This is a genomic window from Azospirillum griseum, assembly GCF_003966125.1.
Taxonomy (GTDB): domain Bacteria; phylum Pseudomonadota; class Alphaproteobacteria; order Azospirillales; family Azospirillaceae; genus Azospirillum; species Azospirillum griseum.
In genome coordinates this window covers 173,291-199,594 of record NZ_RXMA01000007.1, presented here as the reverse complement: position 1 = coordinate 199,594, position 26,304 = coordinate 173,291, and the positions used below count along the sequence as shown (strand labels likewise).

Below are 26,304 nucleotides of genomic sequence, written 5' to 3'. Positions count from 1 at the left end.
GGGAGAAGGGTATGGTGTTCGAAGACACGATCCGTCCGACCGGCTTTCTTGACCACCAGTCACCGGTGGTGCGCCGTTTCGTGGAACAGGCCCTGCGTCAGGACGACCTGACGGCGGAAGAAAAAGCGATCCGACTCTATTATGCGGTGCGCGACGATATCCTGTACGAGATTTACGGTGCGGACATGTCACGGGCGGGCCTGCGGGCCAGCGCCATCATCGCGGCGGGCAGCGGCCTGTGCATCCACAAATCCATCGTTTACGCCGCCGCCGTCCGTTCCGTTGGCATCCCAAGCCGACTTGTCCTGACGGACGTGCGCAACCACCTCACCTCTGACCGACTGCGTCAGTTCGTCGGTGGTGATGTTTTCCATTATCATTGTCTCGTGTCGGTGTTCATCGGCGGGCGATGGGTGAAGGCGACACCCGTGTTCAACAGAAAGCTGTGCCAGCTCTATGGCATGAAGCCTTTGGAGTTTGACGGGAAATCCGACAGCCTGCATCACCCCTACGACGACAATGGACATAAGTTCATGGAATTCATCCGCATCCACGGCGATTTTGATGACTTTCCCTATGACGCCGTCATCGACGGCCTGCGCGCGGCGCACCCGAATCTGTTCGGAACACGCAACCGGTTCCGCAGCGGCTCGCTGATCGCCGACGCCACCGTGGCGGAACGGGCGGATGGCTGCGCGATCTCGTAGCCAGCCTCCGGATCGGCTGCCCGGCGCATGGAACAGGGCCGCAAACCGATGGTTGCGGCCCCGCTGATCGGCAGCAAAAGCGGGTGTGGCCCCTATTGCTCCGCGAAGACCGGGAGCTTGGCGAGGGAGCGGTCCAACCGATCCTGATCGCAGGGTTCATCGCGCAATTGTCCGGTGAGATAGCGCGTATAGGCTGGCAGATCGAACAGACCATGCCCGGACAGGGCGAACAGAATTGTTTGTGCGCGGCCCTCCTCGCGGCAACGCTTGGCCTCGTCGATGGCAACCCGGATGGCGTGCGTTGATTCCGGTGCCGGCACGATGCCTTCCGACCGGGCGAACAGAACACCGGCGGCAAAACAATCGGTCTGGGGGACGGCAACCGCCTCCATCAGCCCAAGCGCCAGAGCCTGGCTGACCAACGGGGCGATGCCGTGATAGCGCAACCCGCCAGCATGCAGCGGCGGCGGCACGAAGCTGTGGCCGAGCGTGTGCATCATCAGGCAGGGCGTCAGGCCAACGGTGTCGCCGTAATCGTAAACCCGGCGGCCTTGGGTCAGCGTTGGGCAGGATGTTGGCTCCGCCGCGATGACGCGCACCTTGCGGCCCGTCCGCAGCCGTTCGCCGATGAAGGGAAAGGCCAGACCGCCCAGGTTGCTGCCTCCACCGGCGCATCCAATCACGACATCAGGCCAATCGTTGGCCATGTCCATCTGCAGCATGGCCTCCTGCCCGATGACCGTCTGGTGCGTGACAACGTGGTTCAACACGCTGCCGCCGGCGTAGTTGGTCCGGGAGTCGCCGATGGCCACCTCGACGGCCTCCGACGTCGCAATGCCGAGGCTGCCGCTGCATTCGGGATCCTCGGCGAGGATGGCGCGCCCGGCGGCGGTCTCCTGGCTTGGGCTGGGCACGCAGACGGCCCCGTACGTCTCCATCAGGGACTTCGGGTAAGGCTTCTGATGGTAGGTGATCTTGACCATGTAGACCTTGACGTCCAGGCCGAACATCGCGCCCGCGAAGGCCAGCGACGATCCCCATTGGCCCGCCCCGGTTTCCGTGACCAGCCGCGCGACGCCCGCCTCCTTGTTGTAGAAGGCCTGCGCGATGGCGGTGTTCGGCTTGTGGCTCCCCGTGGGGCTGACCCCTTCATACTTGTAGTAGATCCGCGCCGGTGTCCCCAGCGCCCGCTCCAACCCCCACGCGCGGAACAGCGGCGAAGGCCGCCACCGTGCGTACGCCCGGCGCACCGGGCCGGGAATCTCGATCTCGCGCTCTGTGCTCAACTCTTGGGCGATGAGGTCCCTTGGCATGATCGCGCCCAGATCATCCGGCGTGATCGGTCGTCCCGTCACGGGGTGGCGCGCCGGAGCGGCCGCAGGCAGATCCGCCGCCGGGTTGTACCAGCTCTTGGGAATCCGCGTCTCATCGAGAACATATTTGGTCCGCTCGGTCATGGTCGGTCTTCCATTCTCAGGGACAGGGTTTCGACTGGTCGTCGGATCAGGGGATCAGCGCAGGGCGATGAGAAGCCCGGTCCCGACCATCAGGCACGCGGCGCAGCGGTTCAGGATCAACAGCGCCCGTGGGCTGCGGAACAGCGCCCGCGCCGACGCTGACGCGATCGAATAGCTTGTCATCACGCCGAACAGGACAGCGCCGACAACCAGAGCCACCAGCATCGTGTCCGGCAATGTCAGGTGGAACAGATCGACAAAGGCGGGCAGGAAAGCCATGTAGAACAGGATGGTCTTTGGATTGGACAGGGTGATGGCGACGCCGCTGGCAAACCCGCGCGCGTTCGATGACGATGGCAGCACGGCCGGGTCGGCCGCATGACGCCAGCACCCGATGCCCAGATAGACCAGATACCCGGCTGCAAGGTAGGTCAGGATCCTGAAGGCGTCGCCCAGGACCGATGCGACCGCCGCCAAACCGGACATGGCGAGGCCCAGCAGCACGAGGTCGCCCAGAACCATGCCGCCGATGAACGGCATGTTCCGCCGGTATCCGATGGCCAGCGACCGCGACACCACGGCAAAAACCCCGGGTCCGGGGCTTGCCATCGCGACAAAGCATGCGCTGGCCAGCAGCAGCACCTGATCGAATCCCATCCCCAGCCCTCCTTCCGTTCGAGCGGCGCGCCTGAATTGGGCATCAGGCAGCGGTGCTCTCCGCTTTGATTCGTTGTGCGGATTCACGGGCCAAATCGCTTCCGGCTTGACGCGATCCGCTCCGGTGCCCCGTTGCCCTCAGCCAAGGGGCAAGCCGCGCCGTCACCCAGGGCACGATGACCCAGACCATCAGGGGAACCATCACAACGGACAGCGCCAGGGTGCGCAACGGCAGGGGGAACCCTTGGACCAGCGGCCACAACAGCCACAGCAGCGCCGTGATGGTGGGATACACGCTGATCCACATCACCACCGCCATCTTGCGACGCGGCGGCGGTCCCCCGGGGTGGAGCGCGGGCAAGACGAGTCTGGCGGCTGAACCGTAGCATTCCTGCACGGTGGGCGATCCAACCCGTTCCGACGGGTCGCCGAACCAGCCTGCCCACTGCGAACCGTCGCGCCAGAGTCTCCAGGATGCGGCTCCGTCGAACTGGGCCACCACACAGACGTCGCCGGGTGTTTCCGGCGGCGGTCCAAGCTCGACCACGGCCCGGCAGCCGGGCGCGTCGCGGAGGGACGCAAGAACCCGCGACCGTTCGACTTGGAACGGCGCGCCCCGGTTTGAGGCCGAGTGGAAGCGCAGCAGGACGCTGACCGGATGGTCTGAACCATCGCTGGTCGGTGACGGCACGGTTTCGGACTGGATCACGGTGTTTCCTTTGTCCCGCCAAAAGGCGGGTGCTCACAGAAGCAATTGAAGGACGCGCCAAAATCACTTGAATTCAGAGGCAATGTTCACAAAATGATTATTATCCAAAGCAAAATGGAAATTCCGATTTACCTGGGACCGATTATGCCCCATCAATTTATTTTTGATTGTTATTTCCGGTCACGATAGGTGACAAATTTCAAACCGCTTCACAATCCGCAGTCCACGACGCGAGCGCACCCCCCCATAACAACAGCCGAACCCTGCGATTGGGGTGATGGTTTGCCAGTTGGGGGGCGGCAGGCGCGCGCAATAGGGCTATGCCGCGCAAGGTTGGGCTGGCCCCGGCGGGGGGGAATGCTGCTATGCTGGCCCACCAGGAACGCCCACCAGGGGATGTGGGACCGATTGTCACCGGGGCCAAGGTCATGAGCTTCTCCTCCATCTACCGGCACGGGTTCGCGCGGGTGGCCGCCTGCACCACGCGCTGCACCCCCGCCGATCCGCAGGCCAACGCCGACGCCATCCTGGCGTCGGTGCGCGCCTGCCACGACCAGGGGGTGGCGGTCGCCCTGTTCCCCGAACTGTCGCTGTCGGGTTACGCCATCGACGATCTGCTGATGCAGGATCCCCTGATCGACGCCGTGGTCGGCGCGGTCGAGCGGCTGGTCACGGCGTCGGCGGATCTGCTGCCGGTGATCCTGGTCGGCGCGCCGTTGCTGCACGAGGGGCGGCTCTACAACACGGCGGTCGTCGTCCATCGCGGGCGGCTGCTGGGCGTCGTGCCGAAAATCCACCTGCCCAATTACCGGGAATTCTACGAACGCCGTCACTTCGCCTCGGGCGAGGGAACCGGCGGCGGAACCATCCGCGTCGGCACCCTGACCGCCCCCTTTGGCCCCGACCTGCTGTTCGCGGCGGACGATGTGCCCGGTCTGGTCGTCCACGCCGAGATTTGCGAGGATGTGTGGGTGGCGATGCCGCCCAGCGGCGTGGCGGCGTTGGCCGGGGCCACGGTGCTGACCAACCTGTCGGCCAGCGACATCACCATCGGCAAGGCCGACACCCGGCGGCTGCTGGCGCAATCGCAATCGGCGCGCTGTCTGGCCGCCTATCTCTACACCTCCGCCGGGGTGGGGGAATCGACCACGGATCTGGCCTGGGACGGGCAGGCGTCGATCTTTGAAAACGGCGCGGTGCTGACCGAAAGCCCGCGTTTCCCCGACGGCGACCAGATGGCCGTCGCCGACGTCGATCTCGACCTGCTGCGGCAGGAGCGGCTGCGCCAGGGCAGCTTTGACGACAACCGCCGCCTGCACGCCGCCGCGACCGGCGGATTCCGCCGCGTCGGTTTCCGGCTGGAACCGCCGGACGGCGACATCGGCCTGCGCCGGGTGGTCGCCCGCTTTCCCTTCGTGCCCGCCGATCCGGCCCGGCTGGAGCAGGATTGCTACGAGGCCTACAACATCCAGGTCGCCGGGCTGGTCCAGCGCCTGCGGGCGACGCGGACGGAACGGCTGGTCATCGGCGTGTCGGGCGGGCTGGATTCCACCCACGCCCTGATCGTCGCCGCCCGCGCCATGGACCGGTTGGGCCTGCCGCGCACCGGGATCCTCGCCTACACCATGCCGGGATTCGGAACCAGCGAGGGGACCAAGACCAACGCGCACCGGCTGATGGCCGCCCTGGGCGTCACCGCGCGGGAGCTGGACATCCGCCCCGCCGCCCGCCAGATGCTGGCCGACATGGAGCATCCCTTCGCGCGCGGCGAGGCGGTGTATGACGTGACGTTTGAAAATGTGCAGGCGGGGCTGCGCACCGATTACCTGTTCCGGCTGGCCAACCACCACAACGCCATCGTGCTGGGAACCGGCGACCTGTCGGAACTGGCGCTGGGCTGGTGCACCTACGGCGTCGGCGACCAGATGGCGCATTACAACGTCAATTCCGGGGTGCCGAAGACGCTGATCCAGCATCTGATCCGCTGGGTGATCGGTGGGTGTCAGTTCCCCGATCCGGTGCTGGACACGCTGGATTCGATCCTGAAGACGGAAATTTCGCCCGAACTGGTCCCGGTGGAGGCCGGGCAGGCGATCCAAAGCTCCGAATCCGTGGTCGGGCCGTATGATTTGCAGGATTTCACCCTGTTTTACGTCCTGCGCCATGGCTTCCGCCCGTCCAAGATCGCGTTTCTGGCCCGCCACGCCTGGGGCGACCCGGCGGTGGGGGATTGGCCGGTCGGCTACCCCACCGACAAGCGGCGCGGCTACTCCCCGGCGGAGATCCGCGACTGGCTGCGCGTGTTCCTGCGCCGCTTCTTCGGCTTCAGCCAGTTCAAACGCTCGGCCATGCCGAACGGGCCGAAGGTGTCGGCGGGCGGGTCCCTGTCGCCACGCGGCGACTGGCGCGCCCCGTCCGACGGCAACGCGCGGGTGTGGCTGGAGGAGCTGGAGCGCGAGGTTCCGGGGGAATGACGGCCACGGTCAGCCCCATCACCCATGTCGCCCCATTGCCCGTTTCAGCGGCGCAACCTGATGACAAATCGGACAGAATCGGGTGAAAGGCTCGCCAACCGGGCGGGAGTCTGGCATGGTGGCGTCAGCATTCCGGCGATGAACGGGGCAAAGGTCGGTCATGATTCGGCGTTGGGTGTGGGGGCGTTGGGCCTGCGGACAATGGGACGTGGCATGAGCGGACGCCGCTGGCGCGCGCTGGCCCTGGCGGCCTTGCTGGCCTTCAACCCGGCCAACCTGCCGCCGCCCGCCCTGCTGATCGGATCGGCGGCGGTCGCCGTCACCGTCGCCGCACCGGAGGACGCCTGGGCGCGCTCCTCCTCGCGGTCGTCGGGGGGCTATTCGCGACCGTCATCCTCGTCGTCGGTGCGGACGCCGTCCACCAGCGGTTCCTCGTCGGGCGGGTACAGCAAGCCGTCGGCGGCGCGCACCCCGTCGACCAGCACCAGCGAGTCATCCAGTGGCGGCTACAGCCGCCCGACACCCAGCGTGGCGGCCCCGGCGCCAGCGCCCAGTTCGGCGGGCGACCGCGCGTTGAGCCAACAGGGATCGGCCGACGCGCTGAAACGGTTCAAGGCGCAGGAGGAGGCAAAAAAGGCCCCACCGCCCAGCGCCCCCACCGCCGCCGCGCCCGCCAGCGGATCCAACAGCACCCGCAGCGGAACCAGCAGCAGCGGGTCGAGCTGGAGCGGTTGGGGCTGGACCAGCGGCGGCGGCGGCGGATCGCGCACGCCCACCACCCAAGCGCCACCGCCCAACCCCTACGCCTCCTATGGCTGGGCACCGCCGCCCTACAGCGTGGCGGCCCCCCGGCGCTTTGGCGTGTGGGACGGGCTGTTCCTGTGGTTCATGCTCGACACGCTGACGCGGCCCGGCCATTCCACCTTCTTCCACGATCAGGCCAACGATCCCGGCTATCGCGAATGGCGGGCGGAGGCCGACCGGCTGGCCAAGGACAACGCGGAGCTGCGCGCCAAGCTCGCCACGCTCGACCAAAGCCTGAAGGCGCAGGACGGAACCCCGCGCGAGGCCGGACGCCTGCCGCCCGATGTGCCGCTCAGCCTCGCCCGCGCCGACAGCGGCAGTGGAACCGGTCAGGCCGGGGAGGGCGGCAGCGCCAAAAGCTCTTCCGGCCTGTCGGCCTTTGCCTGGTGGGCGATCCTGCTGCTGGGGGTGGCGGTCCTGTTCCTGCTGTGGCGCGCGCGCCGCCGGATGGACGCCAAGGCAACCGGCCACACCACGACCCCACCGACCACCGCCAACACCACCGCCAACAAGGGAGGCACTGAGGTGCGCCTGTTCGGAACGCTCGGCAATTACGTGAATCAGAAGCTGTCCGGCCAGCGTTACAGCCCCTCGCTGTTCCGGCTGGGCATGACCGTCACCATCGACCCCGCCCCCTTCCTGCTGGCGGAGGGCACCACCAAGGTGAAGGCCCCGCACACCGGCGGCGACCGTCTGGTGTCGATCGAGGCGGTGGGGACCATCACCTCGGGATCGGCGACCGTGCACCGGCTCTATCTGCCCGGCGGCGGTTTCTTCCAAATCCATCTGGACGCCGACGGGCAGCCGGACGAGTGCCGCTACTTCACCCCCATCGACAGCGTCACCCCGGCGGATGAAGGCGAGTGGGCGTTCTGGCTGGACGAAAGCGAGGGGATGGTCGGCTGGCCGGAGTTCCAGACCAAGGACGGCACCCTGTACCCCCGCGTCTGGTCGCCCGGCTTGGCCCGCATCGCTCCCTTCGTGCTGGCGGAATCGCGCCAGAGCCTGCGCGGGACGGAGGCTGTGACCAGCCACGCCATGCTGTACGGCGCGCCCACCAACGCGAAAGCCCCGGCACCGGAACGGGAATACATCCTGGTGGCGGTGGTGGAGCGCAACGGCGCGGCCTCTGTCGAGATCGCGGCGGGGATCGATGTGAACCCGGCGTCGCTGTCTCTGGCATAGGCTGTATCTGGCATAAGGGTGTTGGCGTCCTGTCTTTTCCCGTTCTTTTGAGTCGAGTGGCGGCATCATGGAAACTGTGTTCGGTTCGATCCTCTCCGCGCTGGGTGCCGGTCTGCCGGTGCTGCTGCTGCAAATGGCGGTGACGCTGGTGCTGCTGGCCGCCGGTGTCGCGGTTTACACCCGCATCACCCCCTTCGACGAAGCCCGGCTGGTGGCCGATGGCAACCCGGCGGGCGGGCTGACGCTGGGCGGCTCCATCGTCGCGCTGGCCATCCCGCTGGCGGCGACGCTGGCGACCAGCACGGTGATCCTCGACATCATCCTGTGGGGGGTGGTGGCGGTGATCCTGCAACTGGTCGCCTTCGCCGTCGCCACCCTGCTGATCCGCGACCTGCGCGGCCAGATCGAGGGCGGCAACGTCGCCTCGGCCACCACGCTGGTCGGCATCCAGATCGGCGTCGCCCTGATCAACGCCGCCGCCATGGCCGGGTGAGGCCCGGCTCAAAAAAAAGCCCCCCAAACGGTAAGGATAGGGGCTTGCACCGGAGGGTGACGGCCCCCCATCTGTAGGCTGGCGCGGTCCGGCATCGGGCGCGTGGCCGCGCGTCGCCAACGAATTGTTCTTTGTCTGAACCAACCAACCCCAAGCCAACCAACCCCGTTGAACAGGAAAATTCCGCATGCTCTCCTTCATCCGCAACCTTCTTGGCGTGAAGACCGATCAAGCCGTTCAGGGCGCCGTGGAGGCGCTGGTGCGTTGGGACCCCAAATCCGCCACCGAGGCGGAATTGCGGACCATGGAGCAGCATCTGGACGATCTGGGCCGCCAGGTGGCCGAGGCGCGCGCCGTCTATGACCGCGAACAGCGCGAGGCCGACGCGATCAAGGCCCTGTCGGCCCAGCGCATGGCCGCCGCCGAGCATCTGCAAGCCCAACTGGCGGGCGAAAGCGACCCGGCCCGTCAGGCCGCGCTGACCAAGAGCCTGGAAACCATCGTCGCCATGCTGGAAGAGATGGCCCCCGAGATCGAGCGCGAAACCAAGGACGCGGTGGACGCCCAACAATTCCTGGAGATGCTGGAAAAGAGCTACGCCGACGCCGGGGCCAAGCTGAAATCCGCCCGGGCGGAGCTGGTGCGCGCCCAACGCGACATGGGCCGCGCCGAACAGCAGCGTGAGATGGCCGAACGCCAGGCCGAAGCCGCCCGCCGCGCCGCCGGTCTGGCCAGCACCACCAGCGGCCTGACCGTGGCGCTGAAGGCGATGCAGGACAGCGCCGCCAAGGATCTGGCGTCCGCCGAAGCCGCCAACGCCAAGGCCAAGCTGCTGACCCCGACCGCCCCGGAAAAGGAAGACCCCAACATCGCCGCCGCCATGGCCGCCGCGTCCGGCAAACCCGCCGCCTCCAGCCTGTCGGACCGTCTGGCCGCGCTGAAGTCCAAGGGCTGAGTGGACCTGTCTCCTGCGTCGACAGAGGAGGGTAAAGAAGGGGGGCACGCTGGTGCCCCCTTTTTTGCGCCCTATCCTTACTCTTTGGGGGCAGCTTCCGAATAGCCGATCATTCCGACAGGGGATTCCGTACACGACTCCGAGGCTTCCGGACTGTCAAGCAGACGAACCCGCAGGGTGTCGAAATACACGTGTTTTCCAACTCTCCCAATTTTTGAGTCGGTTTTATGTACCGTTACATCCTTGATGCCTGTACTCTACGGTCAATGAGTCCAAAATCTAAAATCGTGCTGAAAGGACATCCCTTAAACTGGGAGATGGACAGGGGAGTAGGATGATAGCGTTGAATGTCAATGAAATTTCCGTCCTTGAGGATTCTCTGTATTTTGTTAATAGGTCTGTCGAGGCATTAAATTTACAGATGATCCGACTAGAAAATAATCTTTTAGAAGATGAAAATAAATTCTTTAACTATGTCGCTGATGCTCATTTTTACTTAGTTGCACTTAAAAGACTTCAGCAGGCCCTTATTTCAAGCAAGAGGGTACCAAATTTCTGGATTCGATTTGGTTTATATTTTGAAATTTTTAGAAATGAAATTTCTGATGCAGTTGTGATGCGAAACATCCTAGATCACATTGATGAATATATAATAAACAGCGGCAGGCATAGAACGGTTAGTAATTCCACCCTATATAATTATACTTTTGATGAAAAAGGATGCCTATTCTGGGGCGACATGAAATTCAATCGCCACAAATTTCAAAGCAGCGCGGGCAAAATTGTTCATAAATACAGAGAGATGACCAGCGAGGAATTTAGATTGTATAGACACAACACTCACGTCGGAAACTGATGCACATCGCTTTAAAATTTTCAAATGCAGCGATAAATTATATTTTATGTAAATTTTAATTCTGAAGCGCTGGTAACATTGCCATATTCGGCGTTTATGCGACTACGACTAGATTTTGAAGGCAAAAGCCTACTACGATCTGACTTTCTGCTCCATTTCTACTCAGACCGCTCCTTGGCCGTGCGCCGCGCGGGGACGGTGAAATCGACGTCCTCGATCAGGCCGCTGGTCAGCGACGACAGGGCCGATTTGAAGGTCGGCCAATGGTTCATGCGCGCGGTGTCGGCCACCGCCGCCTTGCGCACCGACAGGATCAGCCGGCGGCCGCCCTGGGGGGTGTCCTCCACCCGTTCCGGGGCCAGTTCGGCCAGCAGCGGGGCGGGAACCTTGCCCTTCAATGCGTGCAGGACCGCCGCCCACAGGGCGGTGACGTCGTCGGCGTCGGGCAGCGGGCCGAGATCGGCCAGACCGGCGTCCACCGGGCTGGCGGGGGCAACCTGATCGACGCTGCCGATGCGGCGGGCGCGGCGTCCGGCGCTGTGGCGTTCGCGCTCCAGATAGGTTTCGGCGGCCTCCTCCTCGTCCTTGGCGAGGAAATCGAGCGTCACCGCCTCCACCTTGCGGCCCTTCCGCTTCATCTTGTCGTCCGGCATCGTCACGCGGAAGGGGGCGAGCTGGTTGACTTCGGCGATGGCGCGGTCGATGGTGCGGGTGCGCAGGATGCCGAAATCCTTGTAGGCCCCCTCCGGCACGTTCAGCAGCTTGCGCAGCGTGTCGATGTCGAGTTCCAGCGACGGGAAATCCATCTGGTAGCGCTGCATCCCGATCTCGTAGAGCTTCAGCGCGTAGGTGCTGGTGACTTTGACCATCGCCGGACCCGACAGCTTGGCCCAGAGCTGGGAGGAGCGTTGGATTTCCAGAAAGGCGTCGGTGAACTGGAAATGGATGTCGGCGGCGTCGCTGTCCTCCTCCTCTTCAGGCCGGACGTAGCTGCTGAGGATGCGCAGTTCGGCGCGCGACCGCCGCCCGCGAAAGGGGCCGATGACGACGAGGCTGGAGTCGAAAATCTCCTTCAGCGCGTCAAAAATCCGCTCGTTGCCCTTGTGGTTGCCGCGCACCACCCGCTTGGGCAGCCGGTAGAGCTTGTTGGCGAAATTCTGGCTGCCCGCCAGATGGATCATGAAATTCAGCATCTTCTGCGCGGGCAGCGACAGGCGGGTCCCGTTGGCCGGGTAGCTGTAGACCGCCTCCGCCGCCTTGATCAGATGCTTGTAGCCATCGCGCTCAAAGGTGGCGCTGGCCACCCGCGCCGTCAGGCCAACGGCGGCGGGGCCGACCGCCGTGCCCGTGTCGTCCGGCGGCAAAACCGCCATGGAGGGAACCGCCAGGGCCGGAACCGGCAAACCGGCGGCGTCGCCACCCCCATCCAGAATGGCACCACCGCCCGCCAGATCGCCGGGTGCCAAAACGGCAAGCGCGCCCGTCGGCGGCGTGTCCTCCGCCCCCCGCGCCTTCCTGCGTCCCGTTCCCGCCATCGCGACCTCCTGCCCCGCAACCGTCGGAGGCTAGATCAATCCTTACCTCAAAAACAAGTAAGGAAAGGTTTTGCCGCATGACACGGGCGAACCCTTACCGCTTGGGGGCCGTTTGGCGGCGCAAGCCTTACGCCCTGGGGCGTGAGGGTGCTGCCCCCAGCCGGTAAGGACCGTTCCCCCGAGGGGTAAGGAAGATTCGCCCCGACTCGTGGAGTCCTCTCGGGTTTTGCGACGACGAATCCTTACTGAAAGGGAACAGAGTCGGTGGAGCGGATCCCTGTGTGAGGTTTGCACCGTTCACAGCCGGGCCAAAAGGGTGGAAAAGCACAGGCCAAACAGAATCGCCACGACTCGGAACAGCCGATCCAGCCAATTCCTTACCGCTTGGGGGCGGTTTTGGATGTCGCGTAAGGGCAACACCGGGGGAAGGTGACTTCTCCACCCCATCCTTACCGCTTGGGGGCGTTCACTGCCACGGCCAGAAGCAGACCAATGGCCCCCAAGCGGTAAGGATGCGCAACCCGACGCGTTTCCGAGTCGCAGCATGGGCCGTTCCAGCGTCAGCAAGGCACAGAAAGCCCCCAAGCGGTAAGGATGCCGGATGGCCATCCCTTACCGCTTGGGGGCGCACAGCAAGCTTTGACCAAACGTCCCGACTCATCCCCCAAGCGGTAAGGATAAAAGCGGGCACGTCAGGTTAAGTTACGGAAAGGCCAGCAAAAACACACCCTGGCTGAGATAGACGCTGGCGGTCCCCATCACCAGATAGCGGCTCCAGCGGCGGAACTGCGCGTCGCTCATGCGGTCCAGGGCGCAGCGCGACAGGTTGGTTCCCAGCAGGGCCATGACGATCGACAGCAGGATGACCACCGCCTCCACCGTCTGGCCGGATCCGCCGCCCATCATCGGGGCGAAGTACGCGACCTTGACCGCGTGGCCAAAGACTTGAGTGGTGGCCTTGGTCGCGACCACATTTTGCCGAGGCATGTCGGAGCGGACGTAAAACACATCCAGCAAGGGGCCGGAAATGCCCGCCACCAACTGCACCCCCATGCACAACAGCCCGGCCAACCAACCATGCAACGGTTTTTGCGCGTCGAGCGCCCAGCGCTGGGGAACCGCCAGGGCCAAGTAAGGGGTCAAACCCAGGATCAGCAACGACACGCCACGATCCGGGACCGCGCCGAACAGGGCAAACAACCCGGCGGCCACCGCCCCACCACCGCAAAAACGGCCAACGATGCGCCAATCGACCCGGTCACGCCACAGCCACGCGCGCCAGCCGTTGGAGGTGAATTGGGTGATGCCGTGCAGCAGCATGGCGGCGGGAACCGGCAGCAGCATCAACAGCAGCCCCATCAGCACCATGCCGCCCGCCATGCCGAACAGCCCTGACAAAAACGAGGTGGCAAGCACGGTGAGGCCAAGCCCCGCCATCATGGGAAGCGTCAGCATGAACAGCCCTCAACGGATCAGGATGGTGATGTAAGGATGGAAAGCCGGTGTCGATCACCGCGTGTCCACCCCAGTCATCGCATGGGATGGGCTTGCGCCACAAACGGCATTGTTCGATGCTCAGCCTCAGGAAAAATTGGGGTCAAGCAAGGATGCGCCGATGCGCAAATTGCCCTCGCTGAACGGTTTGCGCGCGTTCGAAGCGGCGGCCCGCCATGGCAGCTTCACCGCCGCCGCTGCCGAACTGCATGTCTCGCAAGCGGCGATCAGCCGGATGGTCAAGCTGTTGGAGGAACGATTCGGCTTTGCCCTGTTCGAGCGGCGGGCCAACGCCCTGCACCTGACCGAACGCGGGCGGGCGTTGCACCCCACCCTGACTGAGGTCTTTGACCGCATCGCCCTTAAGGTCGATCAGGTGACGGCGATGCGGGCCGGGCCGGTGCTGACCGTCGGGCTGGGGGCGAGCTTTGCCGTGCGTTGGCTCATTCCGCGCCTGTCGCGCTTCCACATGGCCCACCCGGAGATCGAGGTGCGGATCGCCACCGGCGGCGGTGGCGCACCGATGAGCGAGGAATGGACCTGCGCGGTGCTGCTGGGCGATGGCCATTGGCCGGGGCACGAGGCCGAGCATCTGTTTTCCTCGACCATGCAGCCGGTCTGCGCCCCGGCACTGGCGCAGCATCTGCACCACCCGGCGGATCTGCGGGCGGCGACCCTGCTGCACGTCAGCCATTGGCCGGACGATTGGCCTTATTGGCTGAGCGTGGCCGGGGTGGAGCCACCCGACAGCAACGGCTTGTCCTTTGGCAGCTACGCCATGACCTTACAGGCGGCCATCGACGGGGTCGGGGTGGCGCTCGCCCCGCAGCCTTACATCATGGACGACATCGCCGCCGGGCGGCTCGCGGTTCCCGTCCCGCTGGCGGTGCCGATGCGTTACGCGTGGTATCTGGTCTACCGCGCATCACGGCGCGAGGCGGCGGGCTTCGCCGCCTTCCGGGACTGGCTGTTCGCCCTGGCCGCAGGAGAGCGCGGGCGGGGCGGGTGAAGGCGGCGGCGAACCGCCGCTTTACAGCGACAGATCCAGCGTCCGCCCTTCGAACACGCGGTCGCGGGAGCCTTCCAGGTGGCGGCGCATGCGCGCGCGCGCGGTGTCGCCGTCGCGGGCGCGGATGGCCTCGAAGATGCCGCGATGCTCGTCGAACACGCCGTCCAGCCCTGGGCTTGGCCCCATCAGCGAAACGCCGTGAAACTTCATGCCGACGGCGATGTGGTCCTTCAGCGCCTGCATCGACGACGCGTAGTAATGGTTGTTCGTCGCCTCGGCGATGGCGACGTGAAAGGCGAAATCGGCGTCGTCACGGTGGCGTTGGGCGCGGGTGGCGTCGCCCATCAGATCCAAAGCCGCCGCGATGTTGGCAAGGGCGGCGTCGTTCCAGCGCCGGGCGGCGTGAAAGGCGTGGTCGGGTTCGATGGTCAGGCGGAATTCGTAACAGCGCTGGATGTCGGCGATGGTTTCGACCGGGGCGTAGCCCAGCAACGGACGGCTGTCCTCCACCGCCGCGCGGACGAAGCTGCCCGCCCCCTGGCGGGAGTAGATCAACCCCTCCGCCCGCAAGCGGCGCAGCGCCTCGCGCACGATGGGGCGTGACACCGCAAAGCGGGTGGCGAGATCGTTTTCGCCCGGCAGCCGCTCGTCGGGTTGGTAATCCCCGGCGCTGATCTGGGCCAACAGAAGCTGATAGACCCGCTGCACCAACGGCGTCTGCCGTCCGCGCGCGCCCGTGTCGCCGGATTGCCCATCGCCCAGGGCCAGCATCCCGTCGTCGTCGCGGTTCTGCCCTTGCCCGTCCATCCGTCGCATTCCTTGCCAACCTGCGTGACTTGTAAAGATGTAAACCGACAGATCGCGGCATTTCAAGCGGAAATCCGCATGAGCAACATTACAACATGTTGACATGTTATCCGCTGTGTGGCTCAATGATCCGGTGATGGAACAACGGAGCCGGAACCCATGCCGCCGCTGCATCTGATCGCCGATGATCTGACCGGCGCGCTGGACAGCGCGGTGGCTTTTGCCTCCGCCGCCACGCCCATCGCGGTGCGCTGGACCGGCGTTCCGGTGGACGCCCGGCCCGGCCAATCGCTGGCGCTTGACAGCGGCACGCGGGAGATCGTGGGCGGCGCGGACGCGGCGGGGCGGGTGGTGGCGGATCTGGCGGCGGCCTTGCCCGCCGATCCGGCGGCCCTGCGCTTTGCCAAGCTGGACAGCCTGCTGCGCGGCCATGGCGCGGCGGAGATCGCCGCCTGGATGGCGGTGGACCGCCCCGACCATTGCATCATCGCCCCGGCCTTTCCCTTTCAGGGGCGGGTGACGCGCGATGGTCGCCAACGGCTGCGGGTGGGCGACGGGTGGGAAGCCACGCGGGCGGATCTGGCGGCGGATCTGGCGGCGTTGGGCGAGACGGTGCGGTTGTGCCGCCCCGGCGACCCGGTTCCGCCCGGCGTCAGCCTGTGGGATGCGGAGAGTGACGCGGATCTGGCGGTCCTCGCCGCCGCCGGTCTGGCCCTGACGGGCCGGGTGCTGTGGTGCGGCAGCGGTGGCTTGGCGCTGGCGTTGGCGGGCGCGTTGCGGGGGGACTCCACCCCCGTTGCGCCACCGGTGTTGCCGCGCCCCTGGCTCGGCCTGTTCGGCACCGACCATCCGGTGACGCGGCGGCAGCTCGCCGCCTGCGGCGCGGCGGTGGTGACGGTCCCGGACGGTGGGGCGGAGTCCGCCGCAGCGGTGCGGGCGCGGATGGACGGTTCGGGCGCGGCCCTGGTCCGGCTGGATCTGCCCGCCGGGCTGGCCCGCGACGTGGCCGCCGCGCGCATCGACCAGGAGTTGGGGGCCTTGGCCCGAAGCCTGCCGCCGCCGGGCACGCTGCTGGTGGCGGGCGGGGAGACCCTGCGCGGGCTGTGCCGGGCGTTGGGGGCCGATCATCTGGCTCTGGACGGGGCGCTGTTGCCGGGCGCGCCCACCTCGACCCTGCGCGGCGGGCGTTGGGACGGGGTGCGGGTGCTGTCCAAGTCGGGGGCCTTCGGCGACCCTGGCCTGTTGCGCCGATTGCTGGACGCCGACCCGTCCGCGCCCGTGTGACCCGTTGGTGCGACCCGTTGGTGCGACTCATGGATTTGACCCACAGGCCCGGACCCTTCCGGGCGGTTTTGAGGAGAACGCGCGCATGACCCCCCATCTGGCCATCACCATGGGTGATCCGGCGGGCGTCGGCCCTGAAATCATCGTCAAGGCCTGCGCCCGGCTGAAAGACCGGTTGGCCGATGGCTCGCTGCGCCTGCTGGTGATCGGCAGCAACCCGGCGCTGCTCGCCGCGCGCGACGCGCTGGGCAGCGATCTGGCCTTTCCCGAGGTGACGGCGGATCAGGACTGGCCCGCTCTGGCCTGCCTGCAGGCCGGGCCGGAGGGCGAGCCGATCCACCCCGGCGTGCTGTCGGTCGATGGCGGGCGCTTTGCCTATCTGGCGGTGGAACGCGCGGTGCGGCTGGCCGAAGCCGGGCGCATCCAGGGGCTGGTCACGGCCCCGCTGAACAAGGAGGCGATGAACAAGGCGGGCTATCACTACGCCGGTCACACCGATCTGCTGGCGGAACTGACCGGCGCGCGCGGGTCGGTGATGATGCTGGCCCACGGCAACATGCGGGTCAGCCACGTCACCACCCACATCGCCCTGCACGACGTGCCGAAGAAGCTGACGCCGGAGCGTCTGCGCTACGTCATCGACCGCACCGACGAGACGCTGGCCGGGCTGGGGCTGGACCGCCGCCGCATCGCGGTGGCCGCGCTCAACCCCCACGCGGGCGAAGGGGGGCTGTTCGGGCGGCAGGACATCGACATCACCGCCCCGGTGATCGAGCGTTGCGTCGCCGACGGGCTGGACGTGGTCGGCCCGGTCCCGGGCGACACCGTGTTCGTCAAGCTGCGCGCCGGACAGTTCGACGCCGTGGTCGCCATGTACCACGACCAGGGCCACATCCCGGTGAAGCTGCTGGGTTTCCACGTCAACCCCGACACCGGCACGTGGGACGCGCTGAGCGGAGTCAACATCACGCTCGGCCTGCCGATCATCCGCACCTCGGTCGATCACGGGACCGCCTTCGACATCGCGGGCAAGGGCATCGCCAACGAGCTGAGCCTGATCGAAGCCATTGAATACGCCGAAAAACTGGCCGCCGCCCGCCACCGCCAGACAGCGTGAGCCGCCGCCGCTTGGAAGGGCACACCCCAAGGATCCGCCATGACCCCGATTGATCTGACCACACCAATTGAGCTGCTGCGCCCGCCCCGCGTCGTCTTTGGCGGCGGAACCGCGCCGGAGGTGGGGCGTTGGCTGGCCGAGCAGGGGCTGACCCGCCTGCTGGTGGTGGCCGACGCCTTCAACGCCGCCCGGGTGGAGCGGCTGGGCCTGTCCGGCGACGTCACCGTCTTCGCCGACATCAAGCCGGAACCGGACATCCCCAATCTGGACGCTGTGCTGGCGGTGGCCGAATCCTGCCAGGCGCAGGCGGTGATCGGCTTTGGCGGCGGCAGCGCCATGGATCTGGCCAAGCTGGCGGCGGTGCTGCCGGGCAGCGGCCAGACCATCCGCGACGTGGTCGGGCCGGAGAAAGTGGCGGGCAAGCGCGCCGCCCTGGTGCAGGTGCCGACCACCTCGGGGACCGGCAGCGAGGTCGGCACCCGGTCGCTGGTGACGGACCCGGCCAGCCAAAGCAAGCTGGCGGTGCAAAGCCGCCACACGCTGGCCGATCTGGCGGTGATCGACCCGGATCTGACCCTGACGGTGCCGCCCGCCGTCACCGCCGCCACCGGGGTGGACGCGCTGGCCCATTGCGTGGAGGCCTACACCAACCGCAAGGCGCATCCGCTGATCGACCTGTACGCGCTGGAGGGCATCCGGCTGGTCGGGCGTTTCCTGCCGCGCGCCATCGCCAACGGCCAGGACCGCGAGGCGCGGGCCGGGCTGGCGCTCGCCTCCTTCTATGGCGGGGTGTGTCTGGGGCCGGTCAACACGGCGGCGGGCCACGCGGTGGCCTATCCGCTGGGGACCCGCCACCACATCCCGCACGGGGCCGCCAACGCGCTGATCTTCCCGCATGTGCTGGCCTTCAACGCCCCGGCGGTCCCGGAGAAGACGGCGGCGGTGCTGGCCGCGCTGGGGCTGGAGCCGTCGGCGGATCCGGGCACGGTGCTGCGCGCCGCCCATGGCTGGTGCGTGGCGCTGGGCTGCACCATGCGCCTGTCGGAATTCGGTGTGCCGGAGGCCGATCTGCCCCGCATGGCGGAGGACGCCCACGCCATCCGCCGCCTGTTGGACAACAACCCGCGTGACCTGAGCCGCGACGACATCCTGAACATGTACCGCGCCGCGCTCTGATCGCCCTTTCTCTTCCGACCGTTCCCCATTGTTCCGACCGTTCTCTTTGTCAGGTGCCCCCAATGAGCAAGATCACGGGTCCTTTCGTGGCCGTCGTCACGCCCTTCGACGCGGAGGAGCGGATGGACGAGGCGGCGTTGCGCGCGCAGGTCGCGCGGCAGGCCGCCGTCGGCAACGGCGTGTTCTGCGCCGGAACCAACGGCGAGTTCTACGCCCTGTCCTTTGAGGAAAAGCAGCGCGCCGCCGCCCTGTGCGTGGAAGCCGCCAACGGGCGGGTTCCGGTGCTGGCCCACATCGGCGAGATTTCCACCCACCAGACCATCGCGCTGGGCCGCGCCATCGCCGGGTTGGGCGTGGCGGCGGTGTCGGCCATCACCCCGTCTTTCATCGCCTGTTCGTCCGACGAGCTGATCGGCTATTACCGGCGGGTGGCGGACGCGCTGACGGTCCCGCTCTATCTCTACAACATCCCGGCGCGCACCGGGAACACGCTGACCCCGGAGGCCGCCGCCATCCTGGCCGATCATCCGAACATCGTCGGCATCAAGGACAGCGCCGGATCGCAGGAGAGCTTGGACGGCTTCCTGGCGATCGCCCGCGCGCGCGCGGATTTCGATGTGATGGTCGGGCCGGATTCCCTGATCCTGCACGGCCTGCGCCACGGCGCGGCGGGTTGCGTGTCGGGCCTGGGCAACGTTGCCCCGGTGACGCTGAACCGGATCTGGACGGCGTGGCGCGACGGCGACGCGGCGGACGCCGCGCAGGCCTATTTCGGCCAATTGCGCAAGGACCTCTACGCGCTGGGCTTCCCGCCTTCCATGGTCAAGCGGGCGCTGTTCCACGCCATGCCGGCGGTCGGCCACAGCCGTGGCCCGGTGCTGATCGGGGCGGACACCGACCGCGCCATCGCCGCCATCGCCGCCCGCTTCGCCGAGGCGACGGACGGCGCGCTCAACGGATCGCCGGAGTGACGCCGATGACCGCCCTGACGACCCCCCGGCCCCCCATCGTCAACCCTGCCCCGCCGCCGCCGTCGGACCAGCGCGGCCCGCTGCGGACCCGTCCCGACGATCCCCAGCGGGTGGACGCCTTTCTGCCCTCGCCCTGCGTGCAGAACCACGCGGCCAATCTGGCCCAGTTGCCCAACGGCGATCTGCTGTGCGCCTGGTTCGGCGGCACGCAGGAGGGGATTCCCGACGTGTCGATCCACGCCGCCCGCCTGCCCGCCGGGGCGGACCGCTGGCAGGCCCCGGTCAAGCTGTCGGACGATCCCACCCGGTCGGAGCAGAACCCGGTCCTGTTCCCCGCCCCCGACGGCGCGCTGTGGCTGTTCTACACCGCCCAGATCTCCGGCCATCAGAACACGGCCATCGTCCGCTGCCGCGTCTCCCACGACCAGGGGCAGAGCTGGGGGCCGGTGCGCACCCTGTTCGAGGGGGAGGGCGACACCGGTGTGTTCATCCGGCAGCCGGTGGTGGTTTTGCCCAACGGCGATTGGCTGCTGCCGACCTTCCTGTGCCACGGCACGCCGGGCCGCGCCTGGGTCGGTGATCACGACACCAGCGCGGTGCGCCGGTCGAGCGATGGCGGCCAAAGCTGGACCGAACACCCGGTTCCCGACAGCGTGGGCTGTGTCCACATGAACATCGTGCCGCTGGCCGACGGACGGCTTGCTGCCTTCTACCGCAGCCGGTGGGCCGATCACGTCTATCGCAGCGTGTCGGAGGATGGCGGGCGGAGCTGGAGCGCGCCGCAGCCGACCGAACTGCCGAACAACAACTCCTCGATCCAGGTGACGGCGCTGGCCGACGGGCGGCTCGCCATCGTCTACAACCACGCCAGTGCCGCCGACGCCACCGACCGCCGTTTGGGTCTTTACGATGATCTGGAGGAGGAAGACGGGGCCGAAACGGCGGCTCCGGCAACGCCTGCAACCTCTGCCGAGGCGGAACCGGCGGGGCGGACCGCCTTCTGGGGCGCGCCGCGCGCGCCGCTGGCGCTGGCGCTGTCGTCCGACGGCGGGCTGACCTGGCCGGAACGCCGCGACCTGGAGGTTGGCGACGGTTTCTGCATGACCAACAATTCCAAGGACAAGCTGAACCGGGAATTCTCATACCCGGTCATCCTGCAAGCGCCCGACGGGCGGTTGCGCATCGCCTACACCTATTTCCGGCAGGCGATCAAACACACCGACGTACCGGTTGGCTGGGTCGCCGCCGGTTCCAAACGGTAAGGGAGGACACCGGCATGGCCCTGAACGCGACACAGACAGCCCCGACCCTGACGCCCGCCCCACGGGCCGGTCAGCGTCCGGCGCTGATCCAGATCCGCAACCTGAAGAAATCCTTTGCGGGCGGGCGGGTGCAGGCGCTGTCCGGCATCCATCTGGACATCGCCGACGGCGAGTTCGTCTGCGTCGTCGGCCCGTCGGGCTGCGGCAAGAGCACGCTGCTGCGCATCCTGGCGGGCCTGGACGATTACGACAGCGGACAGGTGACGTTGGGCGGAACCCCCGTCACCGGCCCGTCGCGCGACGTCGGCGTCGTGTTCCAGCAGGCCAATCTGCTGCCCTGGCTGACGGTGCGCGAGAATGTGGCGCTGCCGCTGCGCGTCGGCGGCGGGCGGCGCGAGGGGGCGGACGATGTGGACCGTCTGCTCGACGTCGCCGGGCTGAAGGATTTCGGCGGGCGCTATCCCTATGAGCTGTCGGGCGGCATGCAGCAGCGCGCGGGCATCTGCCGCGCCCTGGTGCGCAACCCGCGCATCCTGCTGATGGACGAACCCTTTGGCGCGCTCGACGCCCTGACGCGCGAGCGGATGAATCTGGAGCTGCAACGCATCTGGCAGGCCACCGGCAAGACGGTGCTGCTCATCACCCATTCGATTTCGGAAGCCATCTTCCTGGCCGACCGGGTGATCGTGATGTCGGCGCGGCCAGGCCGCGTGCTGCGCGATCTGGCGGTGAACATCCCGCGCCCGCGCAGCAACGACACCATCATCAGCCACCCGGATTACCCGGCGCTGGCCAAGGACATCCGTGGGCTTCTGACCGGGCAGGGAGAGGAATGATGAGCAAGCCGGACATCACCCTGGCCGTGGCCGATGCGGCCGTGACCGATGCCAGCGTTGAATCCACCCCGTCCACCGCCCACCGCCGCAGCAAGGAGCCGGTCAACGGGACCCTGATCGCCGCCGTGGGGCTGGTGGTTCTGTTCGGCGGCTGGGCGCTGGCCGTGCGCTACCTCAACATCCCGTCCTACATCCTGCCGTCGCCGACGGCGGTGTGGAAGGCGCTGTGGTCCGGGCTGGCGGTGTCGCCCACCGATCCGCTGGGCTATTACCTGCCGCTGTGGGGCACGCTGAAGAACGCCGCCATCGGGTTGGCGGCGGGCGGCGGGCTGGGGCTGGTCCTGGGGTCGCTGATGGCGGAAAGCCGGACCATCGAAAAGCTGCTGATGCCCTACGCCTTTGCGCTGCAAAGCCTGCCCAAGGTCGCCATCGCGCCGCTGGTGGTGATCTGGTTCGGCTTTGGCGACGGATCGAAGATCGCGATTGCCGGGTTGCTGGCCTTTTTCCCGATCCTCATCAACAGCTTCACCGGCCTGCGCGCGGTGGAGCCGGAAAAGATCGACCTGATGCGCTCGCTCTCCGCCTCGCGGTTGGAGACCTACCGCATCGTCAAGCTGCCCAGTGCGGCCCCCTACATCTTCGCCGGTCTGGACATGGCGGTGGTGTACGCCCTGCTTGGGACCATTGTCGCCGAATTCCTCGGCGCGCAGCAGGGCATGGGCGTTGTCATCACCCAGGCCCAGGCGGTGACGGACGTGGCGGGCGTGTTCGCCGCGCTGGTCATTCTCGGTGCCTTTGGCATTCTGTTGCATGGCATCGTGCGCGGGCTGGAGCAACGCATCGTCCATTGGGGCCGGGGTCGCAAGTGAGGGCGGCGGCCCGTCATCATCACCCGTATCAAACACCGACAAGCAAAACATCGAAGAGGGAGGACACCGACATGACCACGCTTCGCCTCACCCGCCGTCACTGCCTGCAAGCGGCGGGCGTTTTCGCCGCTGCCCTGGCGCTCGGCCCACGGTCGCTGTCGGCGCAGACCGCCGCGCGCACGGTCAAGCTGGGCGTCGGGCTGAAATCGCTGAACGCCAGCGTCATCAATCTGCTGATCGGCGAGGCGCTGGGCTACAACGCCGCCGAAGGCTTCACGGTCAAGGGCATGGCGGTGGGCGGCAACGCCAACGTGCAGGTCGCGGTGGACCGGGGCGATGTGGACATCGGCATCGGCGTGCCGTCCTACGCCCTGCCGATCCTGGCCAAGGGCGAATGGGGCGAGGCCATCAACTTCTACCAATACACCTACCCCTACAAATGGGATGTGGCGGTGAAGCCGGGGGCGGCGATCAAGGCCTACACCGACCTGAAGGGCAAGAACATCGGCGTGTCGGATTTCGGCGGAACCGAATACCCCGTCACCCGCAACGTGCTGAAAAACATGGGCATCGATCCCGACCGCGACGTGAAGTGGACGGCGGTGGGCAGCGGCGTTCCGGCGGGCGTGGCCCTGCAACGCGGGGCGATCGACGCGCTGGCCTATTACGACACCGGCTTTGGCCTGATCGAAGGGGCGGGGATTCCCTTCGACATCCTGACCCGCCCGACCGGTCTGCCGATGATCGGCGGCCAATTCCTGATGGCGCTGCGCGACCGGGTGAAGAACGAGCGGGCGTTGATGGTCGGCTTCGGGCGGGCGGCGGCCAAATCCTCGGCCTTCCTGCTGGCCAACCCCACCGCCGGGGCCAAGGCCTTCCTGAAGCTCTACCCCGAAACCGCCCCGCGCGGCAGCAGCGAGGAGGAGGCGGTCAAGGCCGTGCTGGTCGCCATCAGCCGCCGGGTCAAGCTCTATCAAGCGCCCTACGACGGCTACAAGTTCGGCCAGATCAACCCGGACGAGTTCACCACCGAAATGGCGCTGAACGGGATGGAGGCGAAGGATCTGTCGCGCTTCTACACCAACGACCTGATCGCCGACATCAACGCCTTCGACGTCGCGGCGATCAAGGCGCAGGCCATGGCCTACAATGGCTGAGGTGGTGGTAGATGCGGGCGCGGTGGAACGCCGCGCCCTGGTGACGGGCGTCAGCTCCGGCATTGGCGCGGCCATCGCCGCGCGGCTGCTGGCCGATGGCTGGTCGGTGTGGGGCCTCAGCCGCAGCGCCCCGGCGGCCCCGCTGGGCGACCATCCGGGCTTGCGCTGGATCCCGGTCGATCTGATGGACGCGGCGGCGCTGGGGGCGGCGCTGGCCGCCCTGCCGCCGGTCGGGGCGCTGGTGCACGCCGCCGGCATCCTGCGCGTCGGGCGGTTGGGCGGATTGCCCGCCGACGACGCGCGGGCGATGTGGCGGCTGCATGTGGAGGCGGCGACCCAACTGGTGGAACACACCGTCCCGACCATGCCCGACGGCGGTCGGGTGGTGCTGATCGGCAGCCGCACGTCCGACGGGTCGGCGGGGCGCAGCCAATACGCGGCGAGCAAGGCCGCACTGGTCGGCATGGCGCGGTCCTGGGCCATCGAACTGGCCGAACGCGGGATCATGGTGAACGTCGTGGCCCCCGGTGCCACCGACACGCCGATGCTGGCCGACCCCAACCGCGCCGGGGTCCAGCCCAAACGCCCGCCCATCGGCCGTTTCGTGAAACCGGAGGAGGTGGCGGGGCTGACCGCCTTCCTGCTGTCGCACGCGGCGGGGAGCCTCACCGGGCAACGCATCGTTGTTTGCGGTGGGGCCTCGCTGGTGTAGCGGCGCCGGGTGGCCGCATCAGGGGGGCATCGTCAACTTGTTGCCCCGCAGTTGCCGAGGCGGTGCGTGCGGGGTATGGAACGGCATGACGATGCGCCTTGATCCCCGCCACCCTGAAGTCCTACGCCGCCGCCAAGCGGGCGATCATGCCGGGGGTGGAACACCACCAGCACAAGGGGCTGAACAACCGATCCGAGAATCATCACCAACCCACCCGGCGGCGGGAGCGCCAGATGAAGCGTTTCCAGTCGCCCCACCAGGTCCAGCGTTTCCTCTCCATCCACGCCCCGATCAAGACCCTTTTCCATCTGCGCCGAGACAGCCGCTCCGCCTCCGACTACCGCGCCCAGGCTTTCGCCACCTGGGCCGAGGTCGTCGGCGCGCCGTTGGCCGCCTGATCAACCAGCCCAGGGGCAAACCGCGCCATCGCTAACCGCCAGTGCCAGCAAGTTGACGGTGCCGGGAGCAGCACCATTTTTGCCTCCTTGACGGTCAATCTTTCCCAATCACCGTCCTCCGCCTTTGCCGCCATGCCTCTTCACGCGCGCCATAAGGACCTTGGGAAGCCACGATAACAATCGTTGGGAATATGAATTTTTGTGTTTTTCAACAAAAATTCACTCACCTTTGTCTCGATGACTCTTAAAAGGCTGCGTCTGCTGTCTCGAACGCGTGCATCATCGCGGATGATTGGAACTCAGCTTGTTGCGCGGCCAAGGGTTTTTCTGCTAAAAGAGGTACTACTCTGCCTTTTGGATACTCTCTATAATCAATGGGGGCGCATGTGAAAGCGATTTTGGGCGTGGCCGTTGGCCTGGGTCTCGCGATGGCTGCGACCGGTGCTGATGCTGGGCAGAAGTTCAAGATCGGCCATGTTCTGGCGAAAGGCTCCCAATTCAGCGAAGCCGTTCGTGTGATGAACGAGGAGCTGGAGCGCCGGACCGCCGGTCGCTACAGCATTGAGGAATTCCCCGCCAGCGCGCTCGGCGACGGCAAGGCGATGCTCGACGGCGTCAAGCTGGGGACCATCGACATGGTCATGTCCTCCTCCGGCGGGGCGCTGGCGCAGTTCAACACCACCATGGGCATCCTCGACCTGATGCTGCTGTTCCGGGACGAGGCGCACGTCGATCTGGTGCTGGACGGGCCGATCGGCGACAAGCTGCTGGAGAGCTTCAAGCCGCTGGGCGTGGTTGGTCTGGCCTGGGGCGAGAACGGTTTCCGCCAGCTCACCAATTCCGTGCGGCCGATCAAGACCCCGGCGGACATCTCCGGCATGAAGATCCGCATCGCCGAGAGCGAGATCTACAAGAAGGCGTTCGAAAGCCTGGGGGCCAAACCCTTCACGCTGCCCTTCGCGCAGGTTTATCCGGCGCTGAAGAACGGCCAGGCCGAAGGCCAGGAAAACCCGATCACCACCATTGTCGGGGCCAAGCTGAACGAGGTGCAGAGCCACATCACCCTCAGCTACCACACCTACGCCCCGGCGGTGATCCTCATCAACGCCGACGCGATGGGCGACATGTCGCCGGACGATCAGAAGGCGCTGCAAGAGGCGGCGAAGCTGGGCGGCAAGGCTTCGCGCAAGTTCGTGCGCGAGCGCGACGCCAAGGGGCTGGAGGCGTTGAAGGCGTCAGGGATCACCATCACCCCGACGGCGGAGTTCGACCGCGCCGGTTTCGAAAAGGCGTTGGCCCCCTTCTACGCTGAATCGTCGAAGGTGTTTCCGATGGACCAGATCAACGCCATCAAAAACGCCAAGTGACCCGACGGCCCGG

24 protein-coding genes are annotated in these 26,304 nt (G+C 66.7%); 18 read left to right on the top strand and 6 right to left on the bottom strand.

The window, feature by feature from the left end:
• Positions 1-11 precede the first annotated feature (11 nt).
• Positions 12-707, top strand: coding sequence for a transglutaminase-like domain-containing protein (locus EJ903_RS10155; protein ID WP_126614725.1), 696 nt, complete (start codon positions 12-14; stop codon positions 705-707).
• 92 nt (positions 708-799) lie between these two features.
• Here the strand turns inward: EJ903_RS10155 and EJ903_RS10150 are convergent, their stop codons facing one another.
• Genes EJ903_RS10150 through EJ903_RS10140 form a run of 3 tightly spaced genes read right to left on the bottom strand, consistent with a single transcriptional unit; the run spans position 800 to position 3,530 of the window.
• Positions 800-2,164 carry a TrpB-like pyridoxal phosphate-dependent enzyme gene (locus EJ903_RS10150; RefSeq protein WP_126614723.1) on the bottom strand — a complete coding sequence of 455 codons (1,365 nt, stop codon included), beginning with the start codon at positions 2,162-2,164 and terminating at the stop codon, positions 800-802.
• A gap of 54 nt (positions 2,165-2,218) precedes the next feature.
• Complete coding sequence (locus EJ903_RS10145) at positions 2,219-2,821, bottom strand: LysE family translocator (protein ID WP_126614721.1); 603 nt, start codon at positions 2,819-2,821, stop codon at positions 2,219-2,221.
• A gap of 43 nt (positions 2,822-2,864) precedes the next feature.
• Positions 2,865-3,530 (bottom strand): putative antibiotic biosynthesis monooxygenase, encoded by a 666-nt coding sequence (locus EJ903_RS10140; protein ID WP_126614719.1) that lies wholly within the window; start codon positions 3,528-3,530, stop codon positions 2,865-2,867.
• A 365-nt stretch (positions 3,531-3,895) separates the two neighbouring features.
• Between EJ903_RS10140 and EJ903_RS10135 the strand changes: the two genes are divergently transcribed.
• The 5 genes from EJ903_RS10135 to EJ903_RS10115 all read left to right on the top strand — a co-directional run bounded on the left by EJ903_RS10135 (position 3,896) and on the right by EJ903_RS10115 (position 10,297).
• A complete protein-coding gene (locus EJ903_RS10135; RefSeq protein WP_417281848.1) occupies positions 3,896-6,004 on the top strand; it encodes an NAD(+) synthase in 2,109 nt (702 codons plus the stop codon).
• Between the two features lie 213 nt (positions 6,005-6,217).
• On the top strand, positions 6,218-7,993 hold the full coding sequence (locus EJ903_RS10130; protein ID WP_246015422.1) for a DUF2491 family protein: 1,776 nt from the start codon (positions 6,218-6,220) through the stop codon (positions 7,991-7,993).
• A 67-nt stretch (positions 7,994-8,060) separates the two neighbouring features.
• Positions 8,061-8,486: a DUF350 domain-containing protein gene (locus EJ903_RS10125; RefSeq protein WP_126614717.1), complete on the top strand. Its 426-nt coding sequence runs from the start codon at positions 8,061-8,063 to the stop codon at positions 8,484-8,486.
• 187 nt (positions 8,487-8,673) lie between these two features.
• The gene (locus EJ903_RS10120) at positions 8,674-9,441 is read left to right on the top strand and encodes a hypothetical protein (RefSeq protein ID WP_126614715.1); all 768 of its coding nucleotides are present in this window, start codon (positions 8,674-8,676) and stop codon (positions 9,439-9,441) included.
• Positions 9,442-9,775: 334 nt separating this feature from the next.
• Positions 9,776-10,297 carry a hypothetical protein gene (locus EJ903_RS10115; protein ID WP_210211415.1) on the top strand — a complete coding sequence of 174 codons (522 nt, stop codon included), beginning with the start codon at positions 9,776-9,778 and terminating at the stop codon, positions 10,295-10,297.
• Positions 10,298-10,455: 158 nt separating this feature from the next.
• On the opposite strand, the gene EJ903_RS10110 is transcribed toward EJ903_RS10115, so the two are convergent.
• Together EJ903_RS10110 and EJ903_RS10105 are read right to left on the bottom strand one after the other, a co-directional pair.
• Positions 10,456-11,832 carry a replication initiation protein gene (locus tag EJ903_RS10110; RefSeq protein WP_126614711.1) on the bottom strand — a complete coding sequence of 459 codons (1,377 nt, stop codon included), beginning with the start codon at positions 11,830-11,832 and terminating at the stop codon, positions 10,456-10,458.
• A gap of 702 nt (positions 11,833-12,534) precedes the next feature.
• Positions 12,535-13,287, bottom strand: coding sequence for a TSUP family transporter (locus EJ903_RS10105; protein WP_126614709.1), 753 nt, complete (start codon positions 13,285-13,287; stop codon positions 12,535-12,537).
• A gap of 160 nt (positions 13,288-13,447) precedes the next feature.
• On the opposite strand from EJ903_RS10105, the gene EJ903_RS10100 reads away from it, so the two are divergent.
• On the top strand, positions 13,448-14,335 hold the full coding sequence (locus EJ903_RS10100) for a LysR substrate-binding domain-containing protein (RefSeq protein WP_126614707.1): 888 nt from the start codon (positions 13,448-13,450) through the stop codon (positions 14,333-14,335).
• A 21-nt stretch (positions 14,336-14,356) separates the two neighbouring features.
• On the opposite strand, the gene EJ903_RS10095 is transcribed toward EJ903_RS10100, so the two are convergent.
• Positions 14,357-15,142: a FadR/GntR family transcriptional regulator gene (locus tag EJ903_RS10095; protein ID WP_126614705.1), complete on the bottom strand. Its 786-nt coding sequence runs from the start codon at positions 15,140-15,142 to the stop codon at positions 14,357-14,359.
• A gap of 159 nt (positions 15,143-15,301) precedes the next feature.
• On the opposite strand from EJ903_RS10095, the gene EJ903_RS10090 reads away from it, so the two are divergent.
• The 11 genes from EJ903_RS10090 (at position 15,302) to EJ903_RS10040 (ending at position 26,291) form a co-directional block, all read left to right on the top strand.
• The gene (locus tag EJ903_RS10090) at positions 15,302-16,426 is read left to right on the top strand and encodes a four-carbon acid sugar kinase family protein (protein WP_126614703.1); all 1,125 of its coding nucleotides are present in this window, start codon (positions 15,302-15,304) and stop codon (positions 16,424-16,426) included.
• A gap of 85 nt (positions 16,427-16,511) precedes the next feature.
• Positions 16,512-17,543 carry a 4-hydroxythreonine-4-phosphate dehydrogenase PdxA gene (gene pdxA / locus EJ903_RS10085; protein WP_126614701.1) on the top strand — a complete coding sequence of 344 codons (1,032 nt, stop codon included), beginning with the start codon at positions 16,512-16,514 and terminating at the stop codon, positions 17,541-17,543.
• Positions 17,544-17,582: 39 nt separating this feature from the next.
• Positions 17,583-18,719 (top strand): iron-containing alcohol dehydrogenase, encoded by a 1,137-nt coding sequence (locus EJ903_RS10080; RefSeq protein WP_126614699.1) that lies wholly within the window; start codon positions 17,583-17,585, stop codon positions 18,717-18,719.
• 62 nt (positions 18,720-18,781) lie between these two features.
• On the top strand, positions 18,782-19,690 hold the full coding sequence (locus tag EJ903_RS10075; RefSeq protein ID WP_126614697.1) for a dihydrodipicolinate synthase family protein: 909 nt from the start codon (positions 18,782-18,784) through the stop codon (positions 19,688-19,690).
• A gap of 5 nt (positions 19,691-19,695) precedes the next feature.
• On the top strand, positions 19,696-20,952 hold the full coding sequence (locus EJ903_RS10070; protein WP_126614695.1) for a sialidase family protein: 1,257 nt from the start codon (positions 19,696-19,698) through the stop codon (positions 20,950-20,952).
• Between the two features lie 14 nt (positions 20,953-20,966).
• Positions 20,967-21,788, top strand: a complete 822-nt coding sequence (locus EJ903_RS10065; RefSeq protein WP_246015420.1) for an ABC transporter ATP-binding protein — start codon at positions 20,967-20,969, stop codon at positions 21,786-21,788.
• A complete protein-coding gene (locus EJ903_RS10060; RefSeq protein ID WP_126614693.1) occupies positions 21,785-22,657 on the top strand; it encodes an ABC transporter permease in 873 nt (290 codons plus the stop codon). The genes EJ903_RS10065 and EJ903_RS10060 overlap by 4 nt, the downstream gene beginning before the upstream one ends.
• A gap of 71 nt (positions 22,658-22,728) precedes the next feature.
• Positions 22,729-23,814: an ABC transporter substrate-binding protein gene (locus EJ903_RS10055; protein ID WP_126614691.1), complete on the top strand. Its 1,086-nt coding sequence runs from the start codon at positions 22,729-22,731 to the stop codon at positions 23,812-23,814.
• Positions 23,807-24,526: an SDR family NAD(P)-dependent oxidoreductase gene (locus EJ903_RS10050; RefSeq protein ID WP_126614689.1), complete on the top strand. Its 720-nt coding sequence runs from the start codon at positions 23,807-23,809 to the stop codon at positions 24,524-24,526. The genes EJ903_RS10055 and EJ903_RS10050 overlap by 8 nt, the downstream gene beginning before the upstream one ends.
• A gap of 98 nt (positions 24,527-24,624) precedes the next feature.
• On the top strand, positions 24,625-24,924 hold the full coding sequence (locus tag EJ903_RS27335) for a DDE-type integrase/transposase/recombinase (protein ID WP_210211414.1): 300 nt from the start codon (positions 24,625-24,627) through the stop codon (positions 24,922-24,924).
• A 428-nt stretch (positions 24,925-25,352) separates the two neighbouring features.
• Entirely contained in the window at positions 25,353-26,291 is a 939-nt protein-coding gene (locus tag EJ903_RS10040) for a TRAP transporter substrate-binding protein (RefSeq protein ID WP_246015418.1), read from the top strand.
• Positions 26,292-26,304: the final 13 nt, after the last annotated feature.

Excerpts from the sequence above, each read along its gene's own strand:
- EJ903_RS10155 (WP_126614725.1), top strand. The coding sequence starts at position 12 with ATGGTGTTCGAAGACACGATCCGTCCGACCGGCTTTCTTGACCACCAG.
- EJ903_RS10150 (WP_126614723.1), bottom strand. The coding sequence starts at position 2,164 with ATGACCGAGCGGACCAAATATGTTCTCGATGAGACGCGGATTCCCAAG.
- EJ903_RS10145 (WP_126614721.1), bottom strand. The coding sequence starts at position 2,821 with ATGGGATTCGATCAGGTGCTGCTGCTGGCCAGCGCATGCTTTGTCGCG.
- EJ903_RS10135 (WP_417281848.1), top strand. The coding sequence starts at position 3,896 with ATGCTGGCCCACCAGGAACGCCCACCAGGGGATGTGGGACCGATTGTC.
- EJ903_RS10130 (WP_246015422.1), top strand. The coding sequence starts at position 6,218 with ATGAGCGGACGCCGCTGGCGCGCGCTGGCCCTGGCGGCCTTGCTGGCC.
- EJ903_RS10125 (WP_126614717.1), top strand. The coding sequence starts at position 8,061 with ATGGAAACTGTGTTCGGTTCGATCCTCTCCGCGCTGGGTGCCGGTCTG.
- EJ903_RS10120 (WP_126614715.1), top strand. The coding sequence starts at position 8,674 with ATGCTCTCCTTCATCCGCAACCTTCTTGGCGTGAAGACCGATCAAGCC.
- EJ903_RS10115 (WP_210211415.1), top strand. The coding sequence starts at position 9,776 with ATGATAGCGTTGAATGTCAATGAAATTTCCGTCCTTGAGGATTCTCTG.
- EJ903_RS10110 (WP_126614711.1), bottom strand. The coding sequence starts at position 11,832 with ATGGCGGGAACGGGACGCAGGAAGGCGCGGGGGGCGGAGGACACGCCG.
- EJ903_RS10105 (WP_126614709.1), bottom strand. The coding sequence starts at position 13,287 with ATGCTGACGCTTCCCATGATGGCGGGGCTTGGCCTCACCGTGCTTGCC.
- EJ903_RS10100 (WP_126614707.1), top strand. The coding sequence starts at position 13,448 with ATGCGCAAATTGCCCTCGCTGAACGGTTTGCGCGCGTTCGAAGCGGCG.
- EJ903_RS10095 (WP_126614705.1), bottom strand. The coding sequence starts at position 15,142 with ATGGACGGGCAAGGGCAGAACCGCGACGACGACGGGATGCTGGCCCTG.
- EJ903_RS10090 (WP_126614703.1), top strand. The coding sequence starts at position 15,302 with ATGCCGCCGCTGCATCTGATCGCCGATGATCTGACCGGCGCGCTGGAC.
- pdxA (WP_126614701.1), top strand. The coding sequence starts at position 16,512 with ATGACCCCCCATCTGGCCATCACCATGGGTGATCCGGCGGGCGTCGGC.
- EJ903_RS10080 (WP_126614699.1), top strand. The coding sequence starts at position 17,583 with ATGACCCCGATTGATCTGACCACACCAATTGAGCTGCTGCGCCCGCCC.
- EJ903_RS10075 (WP_126614697.1), top strand. The coding sequence starts at position 18,782 with ATGAGCAAGATCACGGGTCCTTTCGTGGCCGTCGTCACGCCCTTCGAC.
- EJ903_RS10070 (WP_126614695.1), top strand. The coding sequence starts at position 19,696 with ATGACCGCCCTGACGACCCCCCGGCCCCCCATCGTCAACCCTGCCCCG.
- EJ903_RS10065 (WP_246015420.1), top strand. The coding sequence starts at position 20,967 with ATGGCCCTGAACGCGACACAGACAGCCCCGACCCTGACGCCCGCCCCA.
- EJ903_RS10060 (WP_126614693.1), top strand. The coding sequence starts at position 21,785 with ATGATGAGCAAGCCGGACATCACCCTGGCCGTGGCCGATGCGGCCGTG.
- EJ903_RS10055 (WP_126614691.1), top strand. The coding sequence starts at position 22,729 with ATGACCACGCTTCGCCTCACCCGCCGTCACTGCCTGCAAGCGGCGGGC.
- EJ903_RS10050 (WP_126614689.1), top strand. The coding sequence starts at position 23,807 with ATGGCTGAGGTGGTGGTAGATGCGGGCGCGGTGGAACGCCGCGCCCTG.
- EJ903_RS10040 (WP_246015418.1), top strand. The coding sequence starts at position 25,353 with ATGGCTGCGACCGGTGCTGATGCTGGGCAGAAGTTCAAGATCGGCCAT.